General features: G+C 60.2%; 21 protein-coding genes. 7 read left to right on the forward strand and 14 right to left on the reverse strand.

Annotated features, from left to right (window positions below; all coding sequences use genetic code 11):
• The first annotated feature begins 4 nt into the window (after positions 1-4).
• Positions 5-1,414, forward strand: coding sequence for an amidase (locus J2W46_RS04575; protein WP_310351637.1), 1,410 nt, complete (start codon positions 5-7; stop codon positions 1,412-1,414).
• Positions 1,415-1,521: 107 nt separating this feature from the next.
• On the opposite strand, the gene J2W46_RS04580 is transcribed toward J2W46_RS04575, so the two are convergent.
• The 3 genes from J2W46_RS04580 to J2W46_RS04590 all read right to left on the reverse strand — a co-directional run bounded on the left by J2W46_RS04580 (position 1,522) and on the right by J2W46_RS04590 (position 4,144).
• Entirely contained in the window at positions 1,522-2,418 is an 897-nt protein-coding gene (locus J2W46_RS04580; RefSeq protein ID WP_310351640.1) for an NmrA family NAD(P)-binding protein, read from the reverse strand.
• Between the two features lie 81 nt (positions 2,419-2,499).
• A complete protein-coding gene (locus J2W46_RS04585; RefSeq protein ID WP_310351643.1) occupies positions 2,500-3,042 on the reverse strand; it encodes a carbonic anhydrase in 543 nt (180 codons plus the stop codon).
• Positions 3,043-3,157: 115 nt separating this feature from the next.
• Positions 3,158-4,144 carry a nitrilase-related carbon-nitrogen hydrolase gene (locus J2W46_RS04590; protein ID WP_088174151.1) on the reverse strand — a complete coding sequence of 329 codons (987 nt, stop codon included), beginning with the start codon at positions 4,142-4,144 and terminating at the stop codon, positions 3,158-3,160.
• 219 nt (positions 4,145-4,363) lie between these two features.
• On the opposite strand from J2W46_RS04590, the gene J2W46_RS04595 reads away from it, so the two are divergent.
• Entirely contained in the window at positions 4,364-5,320 is a 957-nt protein-coding gene (locus tag J2W46_RS04595; protein ID WP_310351650.1) for a GlxA family transcriptional regulator, read from the forward strand.
• Between the two features lie 137 nt (positions 5,321-5,457).
• On the forward strand, positions 5,458-5,928 hold the full coding sequence (locus J2W46_RS04600) for a ribonuclease (RefSeq protein ID WP_027804419.1): 471 nt from the start codon (positions 5,458-5,460) through the stop codon (positions 5,926-5,928).
• A 34-nt stretch (positions 5,929-5,962) separates the two neighbouring features.
• Here the strand turns inward: J2W46_RS04600 and J2W46_RS04605 are convergent, their stop codons facing one another.
• From J2W46_RS04605 to J2W46_RS04615, 3 genes are all read right to left on the reverse strand, one after another.
• The gene (locus J2W46_RS04605) at positions 5,963-7,540 is read right to left on the reverse strand and encodes a hypothetical protein (RefSeq protein ID WP_310352047.1); all 1,578 of its coding nucleotides are present in this window, start codon (positions 7,538-7,540) and stop codon (positions 5,963-5,965) included.
• A gap of 676 nt (positions 7,541-8,216) precedes the next feature.
• Positions 8,217-9,770: a methyl-accepting chemotaxis protein gene (locus J2W46_RS04610; protein WP_310351653.1), complete on the reverse strand. Its 1,554-nt coding sequence runs from the start codon at positions 9,768-9,770 to the stop codon at positions 8,217-8,219.
• 346 nt (positions 9,771-10,116) lie between these two features.
• Positions 10,117-11,262 (reverse strand): glutathione-independent formaldehyde dehydrogenase, encoded by a 1,146-nt coding sequence (locus J2W46_RS04615; protein WP_020066725.1) that lies wholly within the window; start codon positions 11,260-11,262, stop codon positions 10,117-10,119.
• Between the two features lie 870 nt (positions 11,263-12,132).
• Here J2W46_RS04615 and J2W46_RS04625 point away from each other — a divergent pair.
• The 3 genes from J2W46_RS04625 to J2W46_RS04635 all read left to right on the forward strand — a co-directional run bounded on the left by J2W46_RS04625 (position 12,133) and on the right by J2W46_RS04635 (position 14,611).
• Positions 12,133-13,080 carry a Vgb family protein gene (locus J2W46_RS04625; protein WP_310352050.1) on the forward strand — a complete coding sequence of 316 codons (948 nt, stop codon included), beginning with the start codon at positions 12,133-12,135 and terminating at the stop codon, positions 13,078-13,080.
• 98 nt (positions 13,081-13,178) lie between these two features.
• On the forward strand, positions 13,179-13,823 hold the full coding sequence (locus tag J2W46_RS04630; RefSeq protein WP_204521933.1) for a DUF1326 domain-containing protein: 645 nt from the start codon (positions 13,179-13,181) through the stop codon (positions 13,821-13,823).
• Entirely contained in the window at positions 13,820-14,611 is a 792-nt protein-coding gene (locus tag J2W46_RS04635; protein WP_088174146.1) for a DUF2182 domain-containing protein, read from the forward strand. Before J2W46_RS04630 ends, J2W46_RS04635 begins: the two co-directional genes overlap by 4 nt.
• A gap of 203 nt (positions 14,612-14,814) precedes the next feature.
• Here the strand turns inward: J2W46_RS04635 and J2W46_RS04640 are convergent, their stop codons facing one another.
• Together J2W46_RS04640 and J2W46_RS04645 are read right to left on the reverse strand one after the other, a co-directional pair.
• On the reverse strand, positions 14,815-15,654 hold the full coding sequence (locus tag J2W46_RS04640) for an MFS transporter (RefSeq protein ID WP_088174145.1): 840 nt from the start codon (positions 15,652-15,654) through the stop codon (positions 14,815-14,817).
• On the reverse strand, positions 15,654-16,505 hold the full coding sequence (locus J2W46_RS04645) for a class I SAM-dependent methyltransferase (protein ID WP_310351660.1): 852 nt from the start codon (positions 16,503-16,505) through the stop codon (positions 15,654-15,656). Before J2W46_RS04645 ends, J2W46_RS04640 begins: the two co-directional genes overlap by 1 nt.
• A 131-nt stretch (positions 16,506-16,636) precedes the next feature.
• On the opposite strand from J2W46_RS04645, the gene J2W46_RS04650 reads away from it, so the two are divergent.
• A complete protein-coding gene (locus J2W46_RS04650; protein WP_310351664.1) occupies positions 16,637-17,575 on the forward strand; it encodes a LysR family transcriptional regulator in 939 nt (312 codons plus the stop codon).
• A 138-nt stretch (positions 17,576-17,713) separates the two neighbouring features.
• Here the strand turns inward: J2W46_RS04650 and J2W46_RS04655 are convergent, their stop codons facing one another.
• The 6 genes from J2W46_RS04655 to J2W46_RS04680 all read right to left on the reverse strand — a co-directional run bounded on the left by J2W46_RS04655 (position 17,714) and on the right by J2W46_RS04680 (position 26,999).
• Positions 17,714-20,098, reverse strand: a complete 2,385-nt coding sequence (locus J2W46_RS04655) for a two-partner secretion domain-containing protein (RefSeq protein WP_310351667.1) — start codon at positions 20,096-20,098, stop codon at positions 17,714-17,716.
• A gap of 518 nt (positions 20,099-20,616) precedes the next feature.
• Complete coding sequence (locus J2W46_RS04660) at positions 20,617-20,736, reverse strand: hypothetical protein (protein WP_456307029.1); 120 nt, start codon at positions 20,734-20,736, stop codon at positions 20,617-20,619.
• A gap of 280 nt (positions 20,737-21,016) precedes the next feature.
• On the reverse strand, positions 21,017-22,369 hold the full coding sequence (locus J2W46_RS04665; protein ID WP_310351669.1) for an epoxide hydrolase family protein: 1,353 nt from the start codon (positions 22,367-22,369) through the stop codon (positions 21,017-21,019).
• Between the two features lie 193 nt (positions 22,370-22,562).
• Entirely contained in the window at positions 22,563-23,555 is a 993-nt protein-coding gene (locus J2W46_RS04670; RefSeq protein ID WP_088174142.1) for a carbon-nitrogen hydrolase family protein, read from the reverse strand.
• 72 nt (positions 23,556-23,627) lie between these two features.
• The gene (locus J2W46_RS04675) at positions 23,628-23,996 is read right to left on the reverse strand and encodes a MarR family winged helix-turn-helix transcriptional regulator (RefSeq protein WP_310351675.1); all 369 of its coding nucleotides are present in this window, start codon (positions 23,994-23,996) and stop codon (positions 23,628-23,630) included.
• A gap of 897 nt (positions 23,997-24,893) precedes the next feature.
• Complete coding sequence (locus J2W46_RS04680) at positions 24,894-26,999, reverse strand: alkyl/aryl-sulfatase (RefSeq protein WP_310351678.1); 2,106 nt, start codon at positions 26,997-26,999, stop codon at positions 24,894-24,896.
• Position 27,000: the final 1 nt, after the last annotated feature.

The raw sequence follows: 27,000 nt of genomic DNA on the forward strand, positions 1-27,000 counted from the left end.
AGTTATGAGCTCGGAAATCTTTTTTCAGGATGCAACGCGACTGGCAGAACTGATCCGCAAGCGCGAAATCTCCCCGGTTGAAGTCATGCAGGCGCACCTTGACCGGATTGAAGCGATCGATCCCAAGGTCAACGCCATTGTTACGGTCGCGGACGATGCAATGAAAGCCGCGCAAGCCGCCGAAGCGGCTGTGCTCGCCGGACAGACGCTCGGGCCGCTTCACGGTGTGCCCTTCACTGCCAAAGACTCGATCGACACAGCCGGTGTGCCGACGCAGCGCGGCTCGCCTATTTTCAAAGGGCGCGTGCCTGACGCCGACGCAGTGAGCGTTGCTCGGCTGAAAAAGGCAGGCGGCATTCTCCTCGCAAAAACCAATCTGCCCGAATTCTCTTATTGGATTGAGAGCGACAACCTGCTTAGCGGTCGGTCGAACAATCCGTGGGACCTTGACCGGACACCCGGTGGATCAAGCGGCGGCGAATCGGCGGCCATTGCAGCAGGTATGTCGCCGTTGGGACTCGGCACTGATCTCGCCATCTCGGTGCGTGGGCCGGCCGCGCAGACCGGCATCGTCTCGCTTAAGGCAACCCACGGGCGAGTACCAATGACCGGCATCTGGCCGCGGGCACCGCGCCGCTTCTGGCATGTAGGTCCCATGGCGCGTAGCATCCGCGACCTTGCACTCGCCTTCTCGCAGTTGGCGGGCCCCGACGGGCAGGACGCTTTTGCGAGCAGCACCGTGCAATTCGATGCCGGAGTCGTGCGTTCGCATGATCGACCGTTGAGAGTGGGCTGGATGGTTGGGCCGGGCTTCGGACCGGTCGATCCCGAAGTCGCCGCGACTGTGCAGTCGGCGGCGGAAGCGCTCAGGAGCGTGGGCTGCATCGTCGAGCCCGTCAGTATTCCCGCGCTGGAACGTGACTTCGCTCTGGATGTGTTCAACCGCCTGCACGTTATGGAGATGAAGCCCGCGTTCGCGGAAGCCACGGCGGGCCACGGTCAGGACGAACTGTACAAGATGGCGAGAACAATGCTCGCGTTGCCTGACACGTCCATGAAGGACTATATCGACGCCGAACAGGCCGCCGAGCGTCTGCGGGACGGCTACGCCGAATACTTCACGAGATACGACGCGTTGATTACCCACGTCCTGCCGATCCCCGCACACAAACATGGCGTCGACACGTTCACGATCAACGGTGAAACCGTCGACGCCAGGTATCTGCAGGGCGCCACGGTTCCGCTCAACGTGACCGGTTTGCCCGGCATTTCGATGCGATTCGGCACGAGCAAGGACGCACTGCCTATCAATGTGCAGATCGTCGGCAGCTGGCAGGCGGAGTCCACCATCCTCCATATCGCGTCATTGCTCGAATCCGTGAGCCCCGTGCGCGATCAGCATCCGAAGCTCTGATGCGGTTGGCCGTTTGGTTCGGTTTCGTTGCGCCGGACTCGTCCGCGAGTCTGGCGCACACGGGCGCCTTAACCGCGGCGACCGTCGAACGAACATCTCAGCGGCGCTTAACGTTGCGTTCCCGGCTGGAAAGCCTCACGGTTAGCAATGACGTAATCGTGGACGGAAATCGGCTTTTGGCCCGTTATCTGTTCGACCAGATCGTTAGTGCCGGCGAACTCGCCCGCCTGATAGCCGCTATACACCGACGTAATGTGCTGGATGAAATACGGCGGCAACCCAAACTGGTTGAGACGCGCCTCGAACGATTCGACGCTCTCTGCTTCATAACGCATTGGGCGGTCGAGCGCATCGCCGACTATTCTCGCCATTTGATCGTGATCCAGTTCCTCCGCGCCGAACAACGGATATGTCTTGCCCGCGTGAGACTCAGGGTTCAGCAGGATGCGAGCAATCACACGTCCCTGATCGGCGGCGGCGATCGGTGCGTGACGGCCGCTACCGGCGGGAACGCGCAGCACGTTATGGTTCGCGATCTCCGAGCGCTGAAATCCGTAACTCAGCCATTCCATGAAGAGTGTCGGCCGCAGATGAGTAACGGGAACTCCGGACCAATCGAAGACGCGCTCGCCATACCAGTGCGCAAGCGATGCATGGCTCCTTGCGTCGGCGTTCGCGGAAATCTGCGACATATTGACGATCGAGCGAACACCTGCAAGTTTCGCCGCGTGAGCAAAATACGCAGTCGCATCGACGAGTTGCGGTTGCATGATCGGGTACACGAAATAGGCACCTGTCACGTCGCGTAGCGCTGCCTGAACCGCGTGACTGTCGAGCAGATCGCCCACAACAACTTCAACGTCGCTCGTGCGTAACGATGCGGCGCGCTCGTCGTCGCGATGGACCAGAGCGCGCACGCTTGCACCGCTCGACAAAAGCTCCTCGATAGCGGCACCGCCCGTTGCACCGGTCGCGCCCGTAATCAGATAAACATCATGCTTCATCTCATACTCCAGATTGGAATGTGAACACGTGCGCGACGCGCTTCGCTCGGCGAAGTGCCGGCTCTTTCGTCCAGGCGGCTCTCAGCCTGCCGTCTCACGCAGAGGTGCAGGCGGAACCACGACCTTGACGAGGCCTGTCTTGACGTCGTAAACCAGTCCCGACACGATCAGGTTATCGGGAAGGTTTCTGTTCGCGCGCAGTGCGGCGACATCGAGCGCCACCGCCTCGTATGGCTCCGTGACAGCGAGCTTATCGAGCGCGTCCGTCTCGACATCGAGATGCTTCGCGAGCAAGGAGGGCGCGTGCTTGTAGCAGCCGATAATTCCGCAATCGGTGTGTTGCAGCAGGACGAGATTGCGCGCACCGTCCGGGCGTCCTGCAGCTTTCGCGACGACGCTCAGCACTGCAAGCGTTTCAAGCAACGGTTTGTTCACCCGGCCACCGACATTGCGAATGACGGCCGCCTCACCCTGCTTCAAGCCCAGCACATTCGCGGGATCGACGCGAGGGTCGACACAGCCGACCACCACCGTTCCCGTCGACGGCATCATCTTCAGATCGGGCGCAAACGTGGTGTTTGCGAAGCCGGCGTTGCGCTCCAGCATGACATCGTTGAAGTCCATTTTGCTTACTCCTGCGTTGATGGCTCGAAGTGGCCAGGTTGACTCTCAAGCGTCTCGCGCATCGCACTCGCGAGATGCGCATTCGACGACGGTATTGCGCGATTGCACACGCGGTTCACGCGATCTCTTCCAGGTCGCTGGCTGGCTCTTCTCCCGCTGCACGCACCGAGCGCTCGATAACATGAAGCTTCGGTGTCCGATCGATTACGAGCCCAAGCACGTCGGGACGGCTGTAATGACCGCGCGAGTCCATCATCCGTTTGCGCTTGTCGATCTGCCAGAAATCCAGATCGGCGATGATCTCGCCCTCTCCTTCACGCAGCGGCGCGCCACCCATGTACTCGCCCTCCGGTGAAACGATGGCGGTGAAACAGCCGCTCGAGATCGGGCCGATCTGGGTTGTATTGGTATCGTGCAGAATCTGCTGTTGCTGTTCGGGCGTCAGCCAGGCGGTCGCATTGACCACAAAGGCTCCCGCCTCCAGCGCGTGCTGGCGGATGTTCACGGAGATCTGCTCTGAGAAAAGATCGCCGGCGAACGAACCCGGATACATCGCCGAATGGATTTGCTCTCCGTCGGCCATCAGCGCATAACGCGCGAGCGGGTTGTAGTGCTCCCAGCACGCCAGCTGACCGACCCGGCCCACAGCGGTATCGACTGCACGCAGGCCTGAGCCGTCGCCCATTCCCCATACCATTCGCTCGTGGTAGGTCGGCGAGAGCTTGCGACGCCGCTGCACGAGCGTGCCGTCGGCGTCGAACAATAGTTGCGTGTTGTAGATCGTGCCGCCGTCGCGTTCGTTGACGCCAATCGATACGACCATTCCGGCCTGGCGTGCCGCTTCGCCTATTGCGCGAGTCGTATCCGACGGAACGGTCACCGCCTGTTCGAGCAGCTTGTAATGCTCGGCGCCCATTGCAAAAGGCGATTCGATGAACGAGAAGTACGGATAATAGGGAACGACGGTTTCGGGAAACGTCGCGAACTGGACGCCCTGCTTGCCGAGTTCGAGAATCTTTTTGACGACTTTGTCGACAGTGCCTTCCCGGCTATACAGGACAGGCGCGATCTGGACTGCTGCGGCGCGGACGATTTTCGACATGATGATGTTCCTTTGGCTAGCTGCGATGCGATTAAGAGAAGTGCTTGAACCTTAACGTCGCGAGCCATTACGATCCATGTCGTTGTTGCCACCATTCAAGACATTCGTGGCCCGACCGCAGTAAGCTGGCTATCTGGATTCACAAGTCCGCCATCGGAGAATTCGATCCAGACGGCGTTCGTTCACACCACGTTCATACTGCGTACGGCGGAATCAGATATGCACCGGATTGGCTTTGTAGTGCCAAGAAGATTTCAGATGTTGAGCCTCGCGGCTCTTACGGTGTTCGAGATCGCGAACATGCCGCCGAGAGGCCCGTGCTATGAAGTCCATCTGTTGTCCGAACACGGTGGTCCGGTTGTATCTTCGGGCGGTATGACGTTGGAAACCGAAGCGTTCGGCGATCCGGCATTCGACACGGTCATCGTGGGCTCTATTACTGAAATGAAAATGCCCGCTGCCGATGCTCCCGTGGTTGCGTTCGTGAAAGAGGCAGCGAGAGCATCGAGACGAGTAGCTTCGATCTGCAGTGGCGCATTTGTCCTCGGCGAGGCAGGACTTCTGGATGGCAGACGCGCAACCATGCATTGGGCACACGCGTCCGAATTCAGGGCGCGCTTCCCGAATGTCCGCACGGAAGAAGACCGGATATTTGTGAACGACGGTCCACTGTGGACTTCGGCGGGAATGACGGCGGGGATCGACCTCGCCCTGGCCTTGCTCGACAACGACCTCGGCCCGGACGCCGCAAAAATGGTTGCCAGACTTCTCGTCATGAATCAGCGACGATTGGGTGGCCAGATGCAGCATTCAGCACTGCTCGACATGACGCCGAAATCCGATCGGATCGAACTGGTCCTCGCGCATATTCGCCGCAACCTGCGCAATCCACTCACCATCGAGGAACTTGCGAATGTCGCAAACCTCAGCCCGCGCCAGTTTAGCCGCGCCTTTGCCACCGAGACCGGTCAGTCGCCCGCCAAAGCTGTCGAACAATTACGCCTCGAAGCAGCCAGATTCATGATCGAGCAAGGCCGCCACACCATTAACGTGGTGGCGCAGGAAACAGGTTTCGCGGACCGCGAACGTATGCGCCGCGCGTTCGTGCGGACGTATGGTGTACCCGCCGATATTCTGCGCAGGAGCGCCCGGCGCGAACCGGCCGCTGACAATTGAAGGCGCTTTATGGCGGGGGCATGGTTGTCGCGTGCCGAATGCCGACTTCCGGTCGAACGTTGATTCGCTCCGCCATTAGCGATACCTTTACGTCTATCCTGGTCGTCGAGTGCTGGTCAACGAGGGAGGATCGTTTCGTGAAAAGCGCGTGGGCTTTCTCATGCATCGTCGCCATGAGCGCGATCCTCGGCGGATGCGGCAAGGGCGGTTCGCAAAACGTCACTGAGGCATCGGGCGCATCCGCGAGCCAGTCGCCGGCTCAGCCAGCGCAGGGTGCGAGCGGCACACTCACCGCATCAGGCGCGCAAGCGACGGGCGCACTGGGCACCGTCACCAAGGCGCAGTTGCCGGGGGAAGCAGCCGAGACACTGCGGCTGATCGCAGCGGGCGGTCCCTTCCCTTTTGCGGACGACGGTGTGCTGTTTCGTAACAGCGCGCTTTTGCTGCCCAAGCATCCGCGCGGTTACTACCACACATACACGGTTCGCACCCCGGGCTCGACGGATCGCGGGCAGCGCCGGATCGTATGCGGGGGACCGCGCAAGCAGACCAGCGACTGCTATTACACCGACGATTACTACGCCAGTTTCAAGCGCATTGCAGGATGACGAGCGGCGCTGATCCGTTAAATGTCGATCCCGCTCACACGTCCGGATTGTTTTTTATAAAGCCGGTGAACGCGCTATACGACGGAGTGATGGGCGTACCGTCGAGCATGATGCCGTACGTATCGTTTCCGCTATCGAGCACATACAACATGACCGACTGGATGCTGTGAGTCTTTCTCGCGGAATAGAACTCGCTCAACTGGCTCGTGATGTAATTTGCCCGATAGGCCTGCGTCCGCTCCGGACCCGTGTTCCACTCGCTGATGATGAACGGCACGCCATAACGCGCTTTGCAGTACGTCGGCAGATCGAACCCCGGACTCTGGCCGTCGGCGGGAATCGCGAAGATGTCGCCGTAAACTTCGTAGTTATGCCAGGTGGTGATGTCCCAACGAACCTTGGGGTAACCCGTGCTGCTGTCGGGCTGATTGCCTTCCCACAATGCATCGGATGCGCCGATATCGTTCACGCAGAAATTGACGCCGCATTTCGCCGATGGCTGTACTGACTTCACGCCGTCTATCATGCCGCGCAAGACGCCGCGCAGAAGCGGCCAGTTGGTGTTGTTGAAGTCGGCAGCCTTGGTGCCGGCGTTGGTGTCGTCGAGAATGATCGCTCTGTCACGGGTCAGTTCGTTGCCGCATTCGTACATCGTCACGCCGTATGGCATGAGTGCGCGAGCTACCGTCGCGCCGGAACTGAAGCCCGCGTTGTAAGCCGCCGACTCGCTTGCATAGAGAGTGCCGTCGTTGGCGTAGATCCCTTGCTGGATCAACGCGAACACCTGAAGCCCTGCCGTCTGGAATGTCCGCGCGATGTCGGTCACCGGGCCGAGTTGCGATGAGTCCGCCGTGCAGCCGACACGATAGATTGTGCAGCCCATCGTCTTCAGAACAGTGACGAGTTGCGTGGGCGTGTACAGGTAGTCGTGGTGACCGTTCATGCCGTAGAACGAACCCGCGGCCGGTGCCGTAGTAACGCGCGGGTCCGAGCAGGCGAGCCATTGAGCCTTGACCTCAGCGTTGACATAGAACTGACCGCTGGTATTGCGCAGGTAGATTTTGCCGCCGTACCACAGCGCGATCGATACGTTGTAGTTCGTGCCCGCCACCACGCCGTTCTTATACGCGACGCCATTCACCAGGGTCCACTTTGCGCCCGTGCTGTCGATGATGTAAGGCGCAGACGGCATCGTGGTGCCGTCTGCCGAAGTGCCGCCGGTCAGCCGAGGATCGGCGCACCTGATCCAGCCCGTACCGTTCCATTGGTAAAACTCGCCGGATGTGTTTTCGGCGTAGACGGCTCCGGTGTAGTACATGGCGAGCGCAACGTTATAGTTGTTCCCCGCTACTACACCGTTCTTATAAAGCACGCCGCCCGTAATGGTCCAGACCGCGCCCGCGCTGTCGATGATGGAGCTGGCGGGCGGCATGGCCGTGCCGTTTGCCGAAGGCGAGGCGGTGGTGCGCGCCGTGGCACGCGCGGCGGAATTGCCGCTCGCAGTGCGCGCGGCAACCTCGCTGTCCTCACCTCCACCTCCGCCGCAGGCGCTAAGAACACAACTTCCGCCAAGGGCAACGAGCCCTCCAATAAATTGACGCCGCTTAACCATGGTGATTTTCTCAATCGATAAATAGCTTTGAATTTCGTTCGGGCTGCTAACGATCAAGAACATCGCTTCCCAAACTCCACCGCGGATTTGGCCCGCTTCAGCGCGTAAGACCTGGCGATGCCGACATTACCCTTCGTTGCGCCACGCACTAGGCGCAGACCTCAAGAAGGGAGGGAATCAGCAATTATTTCCGGTCACTGTGCTGCAGGCTGCAATTCCTACTTGCTATATCGGCCTGAGATGTGAGAACTGCTGCGTTTGCGGCGAATAGTATGAATTTTGCTGTGAGGGGGACGAGAGACGAAGAATCGCCTTTCTTCCGAGGAAAGGCGGGAGAGCGTTGTCTGTGCGGTTTTTGGGGCCGGAGGTTGGCCCTCGTGTCGAACGGCCGTTCTGGCCGATCATTGGCAATCAGTGTGCGATCGGCAGGAGTGTCGCGCGAGCGCCAGCACAGGGCGGGTGGCGATATCAGATGGCGTAGTGCCGCGTGCCGGTCGCTCACGGATTGCCCGCCATCTCTAGATCAATTGATACGGCTCAAGATGACTTCACCTGCTTGGCGCCGGGTATGTCTTTCGCCGCGCCAAGCGCGCCGACGAAGTCACCACTCACAAAACTTGCTCGGGGTGGCAGCGTCGGCCGTAGTTCGCCGCGCCGCCGGCCTTCCTCTTACGCACTAGACGAGCGCAGCGAACTGCGGTGCATGGTTCGTGCGGAACACCGCGACGGCGTCGCGCAGAGATCGCGCCTGCTCCGACATCGCCTGAGCCGCCGCCGACGCCTGTTCGACCAGTGCAGCGTTCTGTTGGGTCACCTGGTCCATCTGTACGACGGCGTGGTTGACCTGTTCGATACCGGTACTCTGCTCGCTCGACGCGGCCGAGATGTCAGCAATGACTGTCTTTACCTGATGCACTGACTGCACGATATCCTCGATGATTCCACCAGCGTTGTGCACAAGCTCAGCGCCCGCCGCCACGCGCTGCGATGACTGGCTGATCAATGCTTTTACTTCCTTCGCGGCAGCCGCGCTTCGCTGTGCAAGCGCACGCACTTCGCCAGCGACAACTGCGAAACCTCGCCCTTGTTCGCCGGCGCGGGCCGCCTCAACGGCCGCGTTGAGTGCCAGAATGTTTGTCTGAAAAGCAATACCCTCGATGACCGCGATGATCTCGCTCACTTCCGACGAGCTCTCGCTAATACCTTCCATGGTCCTGACCACGCTCTGCATCACGGTGCCGCCGGAGCTCGCAGTGTCAGATGCCTTTTCAGCAAGCGACGACGCGAGTCCCGCGTTCCCTGCATTCTGGCGCACCGTGCTTGTCAGTTCTTCCATACTGGCCGCCGTTTGCTCCAATGAGGCGGCCTGCTCTTCCGTACGTGCGGACAAACTCAGATTGCCTGCCGCGATTTCCGAACTCGCCATCGCAACGCCATCCGCGTTGTGACGCACCGTACTCACGACGCTTAGCAAACTGGATTGCATGTCGGCGAGTGCTCTCAGCAAAGCGCCGAGTTCGTCCGAGCGATCTACATGTATCTTCGAAGTGAGGTCGCCCTGCGCAACGGTACGCGCTACCTCTACCGCAGTGGCAAGCGGTCGCGTGATTGAGCGGCTGAACAGCATCGCACCGCTCAATCCCGCGGCGAAGGCCCCCATCATCAACACCAGACTGATTGCGCCGGCCCGACGCGCGTCTTGGTCGGCTTGCGCCGACATCGCCGCTGTCTTCGTCGCGATTTGCTCGACCACTTCACCGAGCAAATGCGCCGGTTCGCGATCGACGCCGGCGACGGCCCGGTCGCCGACTGTCGGCTCGAAATCGTTCGCCTTGAACGCTTCCAGTCCTTTGCGATAGCCGTTGCCCATGCTTGTATGCGCGTTGCCAAACCGCTCGACCAACGCACGCGTTCCAGGTTCATCAAGCGTTGAAAGCAACACTTTCGTTTCTTCGTCGACAAGGCGTTCCTGTTTTTCGAAGGCGGCCCAGCCTTTGTCGAGTTTCGCGGGGTCCTTGCCACGCAACAGCACGTCTTTCCATTCCTGAACTTGCAGTTTGAAGTTCACAAGGATATTCGCGGCCATTCGCTCATTCGCGACGTGTATGCGCACAAGCTCGTCGTACTCGCCAAGCGAGCGATGCATCGAGTACAGGCCGTACATCGCGCCGGCGAACATCAGGAAGAGTGCCGCGGCAAAACCGAGGGGGAGCTTGAATGCGAGTTTCATGCAAGTCTGAGAGAAGGAGTGGGTACCGTACCGTGCGCATCGTGTCGGGCACTATTGCGGTCTGCGGTCGGGCGCTTACTCTCAGGGTTTACGGCAGTGCGTAGATGGATCTGAATAGTGAAAAACAGATTGTGGCGGGAACGCACAGAGACACTGTTCTGGCACCGCTAATCCAAACACACTACAAAAAATGCTTAGGCATGGCCGCGCGAATGCGCAGTCATGCTCCTCGCGCGGATCGCGGGTCGCGCTGCGATCGACCTGCGCAAACCGGGCCCGTTGGATCTTCGCCGAACCCGGCCTGCATGCAGGTCTCCGCCATGCACTCACTGATGAGAGAACGCCCTCATCCCGCTGGCTTCAGGACTACTTTCGTCCAACCGTGATCGCGCGAGTCGAAGTGCTGGTAGGCCTCAGCCGCCCTGCTCAGTTCGAGCTCATGTGAAACGATAAAAGAGGGTTTCGCCCTACCCGCATGAATCAAATCGCGCAACTGGCGGTTGTAGGCTTTGACGTTGCACTGCCCGGTGGCGATATGCTGGCCCTTGAACCAGCACATTCCCCAGTCGAACGCAATCTGCCCCTTCTTGGCCAGGTCGTCGGGTGCGCCGGGATCCTGTGGTGTGAATACCCCGACCACACCGATACCGCCGGTGAACTTCACCGATTGGACGAGATTGTTCATGGTCAGATTCGGAACCTCCTTTCCGGCAGGATCATGGCATTGATAGCCGACGCACTCGCAGCCGACATCGGCACCCAGCCCATGAGTGAGCTCCTTGATCCGCTCGACTGGATTGCACTTCGAATCGTCGATGGCGACTGCACCGATTGATTCCGCCAAACGGAGCCGGTCGGGATGACGATCGACCACCATCACATTGCAGGCGCCCTTGACCATAGCTGCATGCGCGGCCATCAGCCCGACTGGACCCGAGCCGTAGATGACGACTGCATCGCCCGGCCGCATTCCGGCGAGCTCGGTGCAATGCCATCCGGTCGGGAAGATATCGGCCACCATCACATAGTCGTTCTGCTTTTCCTCGGCATCAGGAGGCAGCTTCAGGCAGTTGAAATCGGCCCAAGGAACGCGCAGGTATTCCGCCTGTCCGCCCTGATAGGGTCCCATGTCGGCGAAGCCGAAGGCAGCGCCTGCCATGCCGGGCTCAGGATTGGCAGCAAGGCAGAATGCGGTCAATCCCTTTTCGCAATTCCTGCAATGCCCACAGCTGATATTGAACGGCATGCACACCCAGTCACCGACTTTCAAACGTTCAACGGCCTGCCCCACTTCGGTGACCTGGCCGAGATTCTCATGCCCGAAAACCCTCCCCTTTTCAAAGTCGGTCCTGCCTTCGAACATATGCAGATCCGAACCGCAGATATTGGTGCTTCTGATCTGCACGATCACATCAGTCGGACGCTCGATTTTTGGATCGGGCACGTTCTCCACGCTGACATCGCGCGGCCCTCGATAGACAACAGCTTTCATCAGGTTGCTCCGGTTACGCGCAAGCCTGCCTGACCCTGCTCCCTCGATTGATGGAAGTCGTGAGTCGGAGCGGGCAGCGCTACCACATGACCCTCCGCTTATGCCCCCGGGCGTCGTACCGGTTTCGAATACCTGTGCGTTGCCAGGCCGTTCGACCGCGTGGTTCCCAGCGTCTTTGACGTCGTCCCAATGCTACGCAACCAGCCGCGGAGGGTTTTCTCCATCGGATCAGCTGGTCGATTCGCACAGACGTCGTTTGGGGCAGCAATGGATATTCCAGACGAAAGCGATGCGAGCCGGACGCGACGTGCATTTTCGTGCCATCTCTCGCTTCCCATGCCAATCGCAGCGTACCCTTACGCAGCAGTTCGCTGGCATCGAACGTCGACGCCAAAGTTGCGCGCCGGGCCGGTGCTTTCTCTTGTACTTGCGGGGACCGATGTCGCCGAGACGGTGTGTGCGTAATTACAAAGGACGGATCAAACTGTCCACGTTGAATGCGTCGCAATGGGTCGTGTGTCCAGTTGATGACGTGTGTATGACGCATACGCCAGCCAGATCTACGTTCGTCGAAGCGCCGGGAAGGTCTCGTCGATCAGTGCACCTTACATGTGCGGCGGGTCGGTTTTCGTCATCACGTGTCGCGTCATTGCGCGTGCCGCAATCCAATGCCTGACACGCGCATCGTCTGTGAAGAACCCGAGAATTCTTCCGGTAAGTGCCACAATAAACATGGCGTGCATGTGCAAGCCAACTCTGGTTACGGAGGCAAACGTGATTCACATCGCAAACGCATCGGCGCGAGTACCGGCAAAGAAAATCTACGCGCTCCGTTTCTCGCAATACTTTGCGTCGGTTCTCGCTGGCGCGATGTTAGTCACAGCTTCGGTACAGGCTCAGTCCCCTTCGTTCGACTCGTTTGCCGTGCCGTCCGGTAGCGCACCGCACGATGTCGCGCCAGAGCCTGGCGGTGCCGTCTGGTACACCGCGCAGGGGCAAGGCGCGGTCGGAAGGCTGGACCCGCGCAACGGCAAGACGGAGCGGATTGCGCTCGGCAACGGATCGGCGCCGCATGGCGTGATCGTCGGTCCGGACGGAGCCGCATGGATTACCGATGGCGGGTTGAACGCGATCGTACGTGTCGATTCGAAGACACTCGCTGTCACGCGCTTCCCGTTGCCCAAAGACAGGCAGAACGCCAACCTGAACACCGCCGTTTTCGACAAACGCGGGCATCTGTGGTTTACAGGACAAGGCGGAATCTACGGTGAGCTAGACCCGGCAAACGGCAAAATGCGCGTGTTCGATGCACCGCGCGGGCCGGGTGCCTATGGAATCTGTGTCACCCCTGACGGCAGCGTGTACTTCGCTTCACTGGCTGGCAACTACCTCGGCCGCATCGACCCGGTGAGCGGCACGGCTCAAGTCATCGAGCCGCCGACACCGGAACAGGGAGCGCGCCGCGTATGGTCCGATTCGAAAGGTCGCGTCTGGATCAGCGAGTGGAACGCGGGAAAGGTGGGAGTGTTCGACCCGGCAGCGCATCGGTGGCGCGAATGGAAACTGCCGGGCGCCGATCCGCATGTGTATGCAATATTCGTCGACGACAAGGACATCGTCTGGCTCAGCGAATGGAGCGCTAACGCGCTCGTGCGCTTCGACCCACAAACGGAACGATTCGAGACGTTTGCGCTGCCTCGCTCACATGCGAACGTACGCCAGATGATGGGCCGGCCGGGAGAAGTCTGGCTGTCCGAGTCTGGCACGGATCACTTGCTGCGCTACCGGTCGAGCACAACGGTTGCCGGCAGCAAGTAACAGCCCGCGCGCCTCAGCCCAGGCTTTAACTTTCCTTTTCCCCTGCATACACTAGATTCGAGCCACGTGACCCGTCGCGGGGCACAAGGAGGACGACCATGACTCCCTGGGAAATTCAAGGCACCGAACTCGTCAATTGCAATTGCTCATACGGCTGCCCCTGCCAATTCAACGCCCTGCCAAACAACGGTTTCTGCGAAGCAATGGGCGCCATCTCGATCAGCAACGGTTATTACGGCGACGTGCCGCTAGACGGCGTCAAGCTTGCGGTCGTGTTTCAGTGGCCCGGGCCGATCCACGAAGGCAAGGGCAAGTGCCAGCCGATCGTCGACGAACGAGCTAGCCCCGCGCAACGAGAAGCCATTCTGAAAATCATGACGGGGCAGGACACCGAGCCGTTCGCAACGATGTTCGCCGTTTTTGCATCGACGGTCGAGCATGCATTCGACCCGGTCTTTACGAAAATCGACTTCGACGTCGATGTCGACGCCAGGCGCGGCCGGGTTCATGTCGAGGGCGTATTCGACGTCGTCGGCGAACCGATTCGCAATCCAGTAACGGGCGACGAGCACCGCGTCCGGATCGACCTGCCTCACGGGTTCGAATACGAACTTGCCGAGATCGGCTCCGGCACGAGCCGCTCGCAGGGAAACATCGCACTGGATCTCAAGGGGACTTATGCGCAGTTCGCGCAACTGCACCTGAATAACAAAGGACCGATCCGGCATCGCGCTGCGGCATGAGCAGCTTCGAGATTGTCGTGGGGCGTGAGCGCGTGATTACCGCGCTCGGCATTGTCGCCGTTGTCGCGTTTTCGTGGGCCTACGTGTGGACAGGCGCGGGAATCGGCATGTCCGCGCTGGAGATGACAGCCGTCGCGCTGTTCCCTCATCGACTGGCAGATGGCGGCGGGGGAATGGATCTGTCGTTGCCCACCGTGATCCTGATGTGGTGGGTGATGATGATCGCAATGATGACACCCAGCGCAGCGCCGCTGATACTGTTATATCGACGCGTGTTGCGGCACCACGCGTCCACCGAATCCAGTTCGGCCGTCCCGTCGATGTTTCTGCTGGCCGGTTACCTGACCGCATGGCTGGCCTTCTCAATCTGCGCGGCATCGCTCCAGGAACTGCTGCAACCGACCGGCCTCATTTCGGAAATGATGCTGTGGTCGAGGAGCGCTCCGCTTTCCGCGATTGTTCTGGCCTCGGCGGGCCTCTACCAGTTCTCGCCGCTTAAGCGCGCCTGCCTCGCGCAGTGCCGTTCACCTGTCAACTTTCTCACTTCGCACTGGCGCCCTGGCGTTGCAGGCAGCTTCCTGCTCGGAATGCGTCATGGAATTTACTGCGTGGGCTGTTGTTGGCTGCTGATGGCATTGCTGTTCGTCGGCGGCATCATGAATCTCATCTGGATCGCCGCGCTGGCGCTGATCGTTTTCGTGGAAAAAATCCTGCCCGGCGGGGAGCGAGTCGGCCGGGTGCTGGGCGTCGTGCTGATTGTTTGGGCAGGCGTTACTTTGCTGGTGTGATCCGCTTTTCTCTTCGCAGTCGATCGTGTGAATGACCCGACAACTCCGTCCGTCAGTAATCAGCTCCCCTTAGCAAAGAAACTCCGTTGTGAATGCGCTTGCGTGACAAGCGCATTCACGAGCCCGGCCTGAGACGTCCGAAACTGACGACACCCGGCGGCATAATGACCGGCCCTGAGTGTCGTCGGGCGCATTGAAGGGCGTCATGCAGATCGGCCTGCGCGTCGCCGCATCAGTTGGCGCAGCGACAGCGCATGAAGCAGGATGGACCCTGGTACTACGAATGCAGGAGTCAGCACATCTGGATAAGCGCCGGCGCCGATGCTTGGCACGGCTGGAACGATCAACTGGAATGGGCCGGGCGAAGTGATCATCCCCAAGGTAATCGCGACGGCGAAATCGGCGAGGCCGAACACGTTCCAGGCGATCGCCGCCTTCCGCCCTTGTTCTGCACCGCTCGCCACGGCAATTGCCACCGGCACGGCGAGCAGGCCGGTCAGCACATCGCCGATTCCCGCCGGCAAGGCGAACACGCCTGGCAGCAACCCGTGCAGCCACGCAGCGAGCGCCCAACTGCCGAATATCCGGTAAAGCTGCAGAGCGACAAGCCAGCTTGCCGGCATCGCATCGAGCACCCGTCCCACCCGCGTTGACAACAGCAGCAGCGGAGCGCCGATCATCACCGGCACGAAGATCGCCAACGGCAACATCGGCAAGGGCGAGGCATCCGTGCGGAAGGCGCCATTGATCGCCGCGCTCCAGACAACAGCGAACCAAAGCGTGTCTGGGATCATGACCGCGAGCCAGGTCGTACGCCGTTCGCCCGGCGTCAGGTCCGTGCTTTCAAGGCCGAGCCACAAACCCACCGCGATCAACGCATGAGCCGTCAACTGATGAGCAGTGGTCGGTACACCGCTGGTCGGGATAATCGGCTGCCAATAGATCAATACGATCCACAGCGCCACCAACGGGATGAGCCAAAACAGGCTGCGCCACGCGGGAGCGCGCGGGACGATATCGACGGGGACGCGGACGGCGGTCATCAGCGGTTCTCCAGGTGATTTGCAGTCTTCGCGGATGCTTTCTCGAACACCGCTGTCAAGATGCCGAGTCGGCCTTCCATGAGATTTCGGCCCAGGTTGGTGGTGAGCTGGGCGAAGTCCAACCCCATCACCACGCCGAGATTGGGCGAGGACGGCGGCCCTGACTCACGCAACTGCACAAACCACGCCTTCGCTGTCCCGGTGTCGTCTTGCGATGCCAGCGTGCTGAAACCTGCCTGTTCGATCGCCGCGTGCGTTTCATCGGCCGTGAGGAGAAAGCTCGTTGCCGGCGTCCGCGCCCAGGGAACGGGATAGTGCGGCTCGCCGCCGTTTGCGACGACGTCGAACGTTGCAAATCTGCCGCCCGGCTTCAGCACGCGCCGGATCTCCTGGTACAGCCGTGGGCGGTCCGCAATGTTCATTGCGACGTGCTGCAGCAATACGGCGTCGAAACAGTTGCCGTCGAAGGGAAGATCCAGCGCGCTGCCGGCATGGAACGACACCTGTTCACTCTGCCCTGTGCGCCGGCTGAGATAGCGTGCGGCATCCACGAACGGCTCGCTGAGATCGATACCCGTCACGCGGCAGCCGTACGTTGCAGCCAGGAAACGGGCCGGCCCGCCAACACCCGACCCGACGTCCAGCACCGACATGTCAGAGGTGATGCCGGCCAGCGCGGCAAGCTCGGCGGTGGCAGCAATACCACGGGTGTGAAACTGGTCGAGAGCGGCCAGTTGCTCGGGTGTGAGCGGCTGATCTTCCGGTCCGAAAGCCGCGAGCGCGACCTTCAGCCGCTCGGTCAGTCCGGTCGCTCGATAGTGATCACGCACGCCATCAAGTGCATCGTCCATTGCAAGGTTCCTCCACGGTCCTGACGCATTGTCGAGAGCTTGCGAGTCCCCATCGGTACGACTCCTTGCCCACAGGCATAGGTGTACCATCGTCTCTCGCGAGCGACTATTCATCACAATGTTGACGGGCTATGAAGCAGATCTTCACAGTCAGGCAGGGCGCGCTCGATGGCGTGGAGGCGTTCTTGTGCGTTGCCCGGCATCGCAGTTTTCGCAGGGCAGCCGCGGAACTCGGCGTGACGCCGTCGGCGATAAGTCAGGCGGTGCGTGTGCTGGAAGAGCGCATTGGCGCAGTGCTCTTCATACGCACCACGCGTAGCGTCGGCCTGACCGAAGCAGGCGAACAGTTTCTTTCGCGCGCAAAGCCTGCGTTCGAGGAACTCGTCGCCGCCAGCGACGTTGCGCGTGGTCTCGGCCAGCGGCCCAGCGGACTGCTGCGTCTTTCGGTGCCGCGCGCAGTGGTGCCACTGCTGCTCGATCCCCTGATCGCATCGTTCCACCAGTCTTATCCCGAGGTCGAAGTGGAGATCGCCGCAAGCAGCGAACTGGTCGACCTTGCAACTGAAGGGTTCGATGCCGGTATCCGGCTGGGTCAGTTCGTCGACGCGGACATGGTCGCCGTGCCGTTGACGCCGCCGCTTCGTTTTGTCGTTGTCGGCAGCCCGGCCTACTTCGCGGCGCGCAGCCGGCCGGAGCACACCGACGATCTGCGGCAACACGCATGCTTGCGATGGCGCAAATCCAGCGGCGCGCTCGCGCTATGGTCATTCACCAACGGCGGCAACGCGATCGAGATCGCCGTAAGCGGCCCTTTTATCGCCCATGATTTCCCCACCATGCTGGGTGCGGCAATGGAAGGTATAGGCCTTGCCCAGTTACCCGAGCCGATGGTCGCCGAAGGACTGCGAACCGGAAAACTGGTAGAAGTGCTGAAGCCGTTAGCGCCGGTGATACCAGGCGTGTTTCTGTACTATCCAAGCCGCCGGCAAGTCATGCCGAAACTGCGCGCCTTCATCGATCATGTGAAGAGCCGCCAGGCAGAGCAAGGCAAAGTCCCACATACAAGATGACGATGGCGATCATATGCCGGATGCGTTTGCTGGCAGCTCACCGTCGCGAGCGGGACAAACCCGCGGTGCCCGAAATTCCTAAACTAAGGTAGCCGGGCTGACGCGCGCATCAACAGCTAGTTCGCAAGTAACACCGCGTCATGGTTGCGCGAGCCGGTTCAGCGACGGCCCAAAATAGCCTGCCACCCAGGTGCCGTTTGCACCGAAGTCCCATGTCGGTCCGAAGCTTGCAGGATCCCGCAATTCCAGGTCGGTGAGTCCGCTCGAACTGGCCACCGCCGTGCCCGAACCGACGCCGGCTTGCGCGCCCGACGACTCACTGTTCCAGAAAACGTCGTTGGCGATGCTGCCGCTATTGTTGCCCGCGATGCCGCCCACTGTCGCGTTGGCATCCGGCGTGAGCTTCGCATACGCGTACGACTGCTCAATGCGGCCAGTATTGTTGCCAACCAGTCCGCCGACCGTCGTGCCTCCGCTCATCTGGAACGCGAAGGCGTAAGAACGCACGATGTCGCCATTGTTCGTGCCGACCAGTCCGCCAAAAGTGCTCGGCGCGCCGGCTGTCATCGAGTTGAGCGAATAGGAACGATCGATGTGTCCGTCGTTGCGCCCGACCAGCCCGCCCAGTTCACCCGTGCCGGTGATGTTCACACCCGCCCACGACCGCTCGATGTTGCCGAAATTCTCGCCGACCAGCCCGCCGATCACCGAGTTCGCGTTGCCCGTCGACGTGATGATGCCTGTCGCGCCGACATTGATCAGCGTCCCGTAATTGACCGCCGCGAGCAAACCTACAGGGCCCGAGGACGACGTCCCCGTGCCGTCTGCCAGCGTGAAGTTGCGCACCACCCCATCTTTGCCGATCACGTTGAACATTCCGGCATTAGCGTCGAGATGAAGATCGGCCGGCAGATGGCCCATGCCGTCGAACTGGCCGGTGAATGGATGGTCGGCGGAGCCAATCCCGCCGAACTCGCCCGCATCGACGAATTCGATTCCGCGCGGAGCCAGCGCATAGTTGCCCGCGAGGTTGTTGTTCACCGCGCGCAGGTCGTCCAGCGACGCGATTAGCTGATAAGCCGTGAATTGCGTGAGCAGCCCACTGAACGGCGCGGCCTGCCAGGACGGATTCGTGACGACCGTGCCGCGTGTGAAAGTGCCGTTGATGTCGTAAAGCGCCGTGATGATGCCGGTGCTTCGCGACCAGTCGAGCGTGCCCTGATTGATCACGCTCCCGCCGTTGTCGAAGCCATAGTTGTCGGCGGAAAGCGTCAGCGGGCCTGCGCCGATGTTGGCGATTGTGACGCGCGGCGCGATGGTCAGCGAGTGCGCGGCATTGAGATTAAGCGACGCGTCACCGCGCCAGCGCAGACTCGCTTCCACGTCGATGTTGCCTTTGCCGTTCGCGCCCAGCTTGCCGTCGGCGCCATTCGCCAGCACGTTGACCGACGCGCCGCGGCTCAGGCTGGCGCCGAGCGTGTCGGCGGTACGCGCATCGACGGTGAAATCTCCGGTTGTGATGTTCCACTGTCTGGCCTGGACGTCTGCGCCGCCCACCTTGACGCTGCCGCCGGACATCTCGACTACGCCGCGGCTGCCGTCCGCGTTGCGGGCGCTGATCTGAGCGCCGCGTGCATCGATGTTGCCTGTGTTGACGCGGTAGTTTGTGGTGGTGTCCGCGACGAGCCAGACGTGTCCGTCGCGCGTCGCCGTGCCCGTCGCGCGCAGCGCACCCGAGTGACCGGCCAGCGCGAAGATGTTGCCGTCCGCCGCCTGGAGGTTGATGGTCGCCGCTTCGACGGTGCCCGTGTTCCTGATCGTGCCGCCGCTTCCCACATCGACGGAAAGCTGCTGATAAGCGCTATCGTACAAGCGCACCTGACGCCCCACGGCAGATTCCGCGTTGCCGTTGGGCGCATCTATCTTTCCTGCATTGACGACCTTGCTGGCCGATATAAGCAGAACGTCGCCGCCAGACGACGAGATCCTGCCGAGGTTGACGACATTCGCCGTGGAATTCCCGGTGTAGGCCGTTCCGCCGATCGCGCGCGGATTGAGGAAGCTGTCGTCGGAAACATCGAGGGTCGATGCCAGAAAGCGGCCACCCGTCGAAATCACGCCGGTTCGACCGATCAGCACGCCATTTGGGTTGATGAGATACACACTGCCCGTCGCGTTGAGCGCGCCGTAGATCGCGGACACATCGCTGCCGGTCACGCGGTTGAGCGTCGCGCCCGTGCCGTTGTTGATCGACACGGTGTTCCCCACACCGATCGAAAAACTGTCCCAATTGATGATGCCGCGCCCGCCCGCTTGCGTGATTTTCAGGTTCCGGCCGTTCTGCGCGATGCTGCCCGTGGTGCCGACGAAACTGCCGCCCTGGGGCAGAGGTCCTGCCGCGACACTCGCCTGACCGTGGAGAAGCGCCGCCGCGGTAAGCCCTAACCCGGCCCACCGTTTTGCTAACGACCGCCGACGATCATGGAGTGGGCGCGTGCCACGCGCTAGCGCTGCAACGGTCATAGAACCCCCTTTTTCCGGCATCAATGTTTCGCCATCCTGAGCGAGTGCGCTCGACATCAGGCCAGTGGCGCACGTTCATTGATCTGAAGGTTAGCAGGGGGAACAGCCGTAGTCAGTCAAAAGTTAGTAGTTTGCGCCCTGCCTTTTCGCGCGCGTCATTTGCAGCAAAAGACGAACCCGACCGAAAAGACGGCACGCTTATTTGATGACCTTGCGCCAGAACACCAGGTATGCAGCCGTGCCGGATGCGACAAGAAGGATTCCCCACATAGGGATCATGCTGATGAGAACAGAGGTGGCAGACATTTCATACTCCCGGTTAGCGCGATTACGTTTACAACACCACTGCTTCGTTCTTGCGTGCACGACGCGATCAGCAGGTGTTGTGTTCAACGACGTATTGATGCTAACGCTCCGTCAGGTCGTTTCCCTGCGGTCCCCTGTCGCACCAGTTTGCGCCCGATCAACGAATATCACGTTGTCGATTGCGGTGTACCGGTGCATGCGTTGTTACTCATTTACTGCGCGAATGCCTTAACCGCCGCTTTCAGGATCTTCGCCAAGGCTGCTGGATTGCCAATGCGAGCCGTTGGGCCAGCAACGGATAGCGCGCCGCGAACCTGCCCTCCACTCACCATCGGCACCGCGACGCAAGTCAAGCCGGCGATCAATTCTTCCGCATCCAACGCGTATCGCAAATCGCGCTATGGCAACAGTTCAGGATCGCCGCGGAGCCCGGAGGCGCAACCGCTTTCGCCGCGCTGACCTCGGGCGCCTGTGTGCGCTCGCCCGGTGAAAAGATCGCCGTCGTGATTTGCGGTGGCAACGCCGAACCGGCGTCGTTCGCGTAGTGCGTCGCAAGCCGCCGCTCTCTCAGACAGCGCGCGGTTGCCGCGGACAGCATGCACGCCAAGCGTTTCAGGTACGCAAGGACCGCAATCCTGTGCGTACTTCACTGGCCAGGATCGTCGGCACCTCCCATGCCGGAAAATGGCCGCCCGTTTCGGGCTTATTGAAGTAGATCAGATTGTGATACGCCTTTTCGGTCCAGCTCTTCGGTGCCTGGTAGTTTTCTCCCGGAAACGCGCTGATCGCGGCAGGCACGTTGACGTCGGCCGCCAGAAAGAAGTTGGCGCGCGACTCCCAGTAGAAGCGCGCCGCCGACACGCCAGTATTGGTCAACCAGTAGAGCGTGATGTCGTCGAGCAGGTCGTCGCGCGTCAGCGCCCCCGAAGAGTGACCGTTGACTGGATGACCGAGCACGGCCGCACTCAACGCCGCAGCGGGCTGACCGTAGCCGTCGCCATGGTCGAGCATCCAGGAAGCCAGCGCGACGGGCGAGTCGGCCAATCCGTATAACGTCTGCGGGCGGGTACCCATTTCGAAAGCGTAGCCGCGCTTTTTCTTCGCGTTGACGCTCAATTGTTCATATGCGTGTCTCTCTTCGTCGGAAAGACCCGTTGGCATCGGATCGCCCGATGCGATTGACTTCAGGATATCGGCTGGCACTGATGCGGGGAAATTCACGTGAATGCCGATCAGTTCGGGTGGTGCCTGCTTAGCCATGATGTTCGAGACAATTCCGCCGAGGTCACCGCCTTGCGAAGCAAAGCGCTGATAGCCGAGGCGCTTCATCAAGACGACCCACGCGCGCGCGGTGCGCTCCGGTCCCCAGCCCGTGGTCTGAGGCCGCGCCGAAAAACCATAGCCCGGCAACGACGGAATGACGAGGTGAAACGCGTCCGACGCCGGTGCGCCATATGCGGTCGGATTGACGAGCGGATCGATGATCTTGAACTGTTCAATCACCGAGCCGGGCCAACCGTGCGTCACGATCAACGGCATTGCGTTTTCATGCTTTGATCGCACGTGGATGAAATGGATATCGAGTCCGTCGATCTCGGTCATGAATTGTGGATACGAATTGAGCCGCGCCTCGCACTTGCGCCAGTCATAGCCCGTCGCCCAATAATGCGCGAGCCCCTGAATGGTCGCGAGTTGAACGCCCTGCGACTCGTCGGGCACCGTCTCACGATCCGGCCAGCGCGTCGCGTTGATGCGACGCCGCAGGTCGACGAGTTGCGACTCGGGGACGTGAACACGGAACGGGCGGATTGCTGTCTTGTCGCCATTCGCGGGTTCCGTGATCTTGCCTATGGCCTGATTCGTGTCGGCGAAAGCGAACTGGCTTAGCGAGCCTGCGGCGAGCGCCGCAGCCGTCATGCCGACAAAGTGCCGGCGAGATGTGGATTGAGGGATGTCGTTCGACATGGTATCGGTCTCCGGTTCCGTTCAGATTGTCGCGCCGCGCGTGAAGTCCGCGACATACAGCTTGACGAAGTCATACATGCTCGTGGGCTTAAGAATGGGCCGTTCATCGCTCGCATTCGTCGTCATAGCACTTACCTCAGAATGTTGAAACGTGTCTCACCATCGATAGAACGGTCAGTCAGAATGGTGGCGGTCATGCAACCGGTGTGTGAACGTCATCTGCACTTTTCGTATCGATCGCCACCGGATGCACAGTGCGCTCGTGAACGTGAGCCGTAGGCGTACGGTCGATCATCAGACTCAGAAGTTCAGGGCGGTTGTAGTGGCCGGCGGAATCCATCAGCATCTTGCGGCGGTCGATCAACGTGAAGTCCAGATCGACGATCACTTCGCCTTCACCCGAACGCAGCGGCTCTGCCATCAGAGTGCCGTCTGGCGATACGATGGCGGTGAAACAGCCGCCTGATATCGGTCCAATTCCACAGCCGGTGTCCTTCATGATCTGCGCCTGCTGCCCGGCATCGAGCCACGCCGTTGCGTTGACAACAAATGCGCCGGACTCGAGCGCATGCTGGCGAATGTTGATTTCCATTCGTTGCGCAAAGCCGTCGCCGAATGCCGAACCGGGGTACATCGCCGAGTGGATTTGCTCGCCGTCGGCAATCAGCGCGTAGCGCGCGAGCGGGTTGTTGTGTTCGAAGCACGCAAGCTGGCCGATACGCCCCACTGCACTATCCACGGCGCGCAAGCCTGACCCGTCCCCCTGGCCCCAAATCATGCGCTCGAAATGCGTCGGCGTAATCTTGCGCCGCCGCTGAATCAGCGTACCGTCTGCATCGAAGAGCAACTGCGTGTTGTACAGCGTGCCGCCGTCGCGCTCATTCACACCAATCGACACCACCATACCGGCCTTCCGCGCGGCATCGCCAATTGCGTCGGTTGCGGCAGAGGGTACGGTCACGGCCTGTTCGAGCAGTCGCAAATGTTCGGTGCCGGACAGGAGTTCGATGCCCGTCTGCACCGCTGAAAAGTACGGGTAATACGGCACGACCGTTTCGGGAAAAGTGGCGAACTGCACACCCTTCTCACCGAGTTCATGGATCTTCTGCACGACTTTTGCAACGGTACCCTCACGGCTATAGAGCACGGGGCTAATCTGGACTGCGGCGGCTTTGACGACTTTCATGACAGACTCCTTGACTAGAACATTAGGACGGGCTTTGAACGATGTTGCGTATGCAACATTCACAGAACAATTTCACGCGGCGCGCAGCGCCAATTCGCGAGCGATATTCATGAGGTCGTCGACGCCCTCGTTTCCGAGAGCATGCGTCGCGTGGCTCTGTGCTGATGACCACGCACTCGCGGCGCGCCTGAGCAGTGCGTCGCCTTCGACGGTGAGCGAAAGCGGACGGCTCCGCCCGTCGCCCGCTGGCGCGCCTTCAGCCACCCAGCCCTGAACGATCAGCGGTCGCAGGTTTCTGGTCAGCGTGGACCGGTCGTGACGGCTCCGTCGGCCGAGCTCGGATCGGCTGATCGGCGCCCACTCTGCGATTAGCACGAGCAACGAGAACTGCGGCGCGACGATGCCGAACGGCCGCAGCGCGTCGTCATAAATCGCGGTCAATACGCGGGAAATCTGGCGAGCGCGCGTAAGTAAACAGTTAGTCGCGATATGACTGCTCAGCGATTGGCTAATAGCGCTGTTCAGTTCATTCGTTGGGCTTGGATGGTGCTGCATATGCAATACCTCAAATGGTCCTGCGCGGCTGTGTCATGCTCCGCATGCGATGGAGGTATTTGAGCGTATGGACGTATCTCAATCGTGTCGAAAAGCCGTCTGTGTGTATGCACATGTACCCTTGTGCCTTCCAGATACGTTGGGATACAAAAAAGTGTTTAACGTGGCTTCGTGCGGTTCTTGTACGAATATCGAGGGCTGACCGATCTCTGAGCCACCACTGCTGGTTGGCGAATTTTGCTGGCGCAGGCGGTCGAGGGGTGCAACGCTTATCGGTAAGTAATCCGATACAACTCCGGCCCGCGCGCTAGCACTTTGCTAGAGAATCGCACGATTCCGGTTGTAAGTGCCGCCAACGTCGGAGCGGTCAGTTACGTACTGAGACCTCATAACCGAGCAGATGACAATGCGGGAGCAAGCGCGCCTCGCTGACGAGACCGTCAGAGAGACGCGCCGCATAACGCCCGATTGCTGCACCTGCGAGACAGTGGCCGACTCAGTTACGGGCTGTCGCCGACCGAATGGCGGTTCGCAAAGTACATCGGCCTTCCAATTGATCGGTGTCAGCGGATCGTTGGCCGGATTTGCTTCGCCAACGAACCTTCGCGATTCCCGGCCATGCGTACGGGTAGCAAGGCGCACGCATAGGACTTCGCGATCGAAGTCCTGCCGCCCGTGAACGCCAGCGCCGCAGCGGGAGTCGTATGGGAGGAGAACGAACTCATCCTATCAACGCAAACCGTCGCAGCGATCCGTATTCACGTTTTGGGTTTCTGGCGTACATCAGTCTGCGAACATTATTGCGGGCTGTACGATCATCTGGAAAGGCTTCGTCGCTGCAGGCGTCGCGCGAGCATTTCGGGTACCAGGAAAGACTTCGAAGTCCGGCGTAAATTGAACCAGGGTGCTGCGCAGTTGTTCGAACGGGCGACGGTCGCCGCCGAATTGGGCCTTACCTTCCGCCTCCAACGCTTCGAAGCTTTTGGAGCCCATCATCACCTGGTTCAGATCTGTACGATTCAATGTGATTGTCAGATTGGCATTGGGATCCTGGAAGCCTTTGATATTTGTGAGCGTGGAATTGCTCATCTCGATCAAGAACTTTTCACCGGTGTCCGGTGTAACCAGATTGATGGTGAACTTCATTCCCTCGGCCTTGCGGCTATCCATGCTGATGGCAAGGTAGTCGAGCCATTGCTCTGTGGTCATCGCACGAATAACATCTGGGCCTGTCGAGGAAGCCGCCACTCCGCTCGGTATCCCGCTGCGCAGTTCATAGGCAGTGTTTAAAAAAGCGTTGCGTACGCTCGACGATTCCCGCTGATAGCCAATTTGCTCGAACGCGTCGGCGAGAAGGTTGCGTGCCACCTGATTGCTCGGCTCAGCCAACACTAGCCGGTTGAGTATTTCGCTGGCTTGCAGGTACTTGCCCTGCCCGATCAATTCGCGTCCTTTGGGAATGATCTTCGCAGCGCCGCCCATCATTTCGACATAGAGGGGGGCGCTATCGCGGGGCGATAGCGGAATGAGTGTAGTGGGATTGCCGTCCCAGTAGCCGATAAAGCGGTTGATGATAGCGCGGGCATTGACCTCAACCGAGCCGTGATAGCTGCGTGCCGCCCACTGACGTTGCAGGCTCGGCGGCACGCGGTAGACATTCTGAACTTCGTTGATCGTTACACCCTCGTTGGCCAGATGCAATACCTGATTGTTCATGTTGGCGTAGAGATCGCGCTGCGCGCGTAGCACTTCCTGAATCCGGGCGTTACCCCAACGTGGCCAGCTGTGCGAGGCGAACATCACTTCCATGTCGGGAAAATTGTATAGCGCTTTGTTGATTTCCTTCGACCAATTGAGCGCATTGCGGACCGGGGCGCCGCGCAGCGTGTAGATGTTGTGGATTGTCGCGGTGACATTTTCTGCGCCCCAGAAAGCTTTCCACTGAGGGAAGTAGGTGTTCATCTCGACGGGGGCTTCTGTGTCGGGCGTGTTCTGAAAAATCATCTTCACGCCATCTACGGTGAGGCTCTCGAAGTCCTTCGAAATGGAGACATTGGGCGGGATAAGGCCGACGCTACCCGACGCGACATTCTTGCCGATCGCCTGGTCCACATGGCCGAATGGACTACGCTCCAATAGCGTACCGTACTGAATGCGGCTACGGCGCGTCATCGCGTTCCCCGCAAAGATGTTCTCGGAAATTGCTTCTTGGAGGAACCCCTCTGGCGCAATGATTTTGACCTTGCCCGATTGCACGTCGGCCTCGTTTACCACACCTCGCACACCGCCGAAGTGATCGATATGTGAATGCGAGTAAATCACTGCCACCACTGGACGACTACCCAGTTTCTCATTGGCGAACTTCAACGCGGCCCGTGCGGTTTCAGCCGCGGTCAGTGGGTCAAAAACGATCCATCCGGTGTCGCCTTTAATGAAGGTGATGTTTGCAAGGTCAAAGCCCCGCACCTGATAGATTCGTCCCGGGACTACTTCATAGAGGCCATAAGCCATATTGAGGATGGCCTGGCGCTGCAGCGAAGGGTTGATACTGTCAAAGTCCTTGCCTTCCAGCAGAAAGCTATAACTTTGCATATCCCACGCGACGTTGCCGGCGTCAGCCATGATCTTCTGGACCGGCGGCACGGCGATGAGGCCTCGCTTGTTTTCTTCAAAGTCCCGTTGATCTTCGAAGGGTAATTGTCTCTTGACTCCGTTGCGCAATTCGACGGTGAACCGGGAGGGCACTTTTCCCTCGCGATGAAAATGCTGGCTTGCATCGGCGCCAACCGCCGTATCGCTTTCACCCGCAGCTGCCTGGGCAAAGAATGCCGCGACGCTTACAACCGCGGCACCGATGGTCCGAATCAACGATTTTTCGAGGAGATACATA

It is taken from the genome of Paraburkholderia strydomiana, assembly GCF_031456815.1.
GTDB classification, from domain to species: Bacteria; Pseudomonadota; Gammaproteobacteria; order Burkholderiales; family Burkholderiaceae; genus Paraburkholderia; species Paraburkholderia caledonica.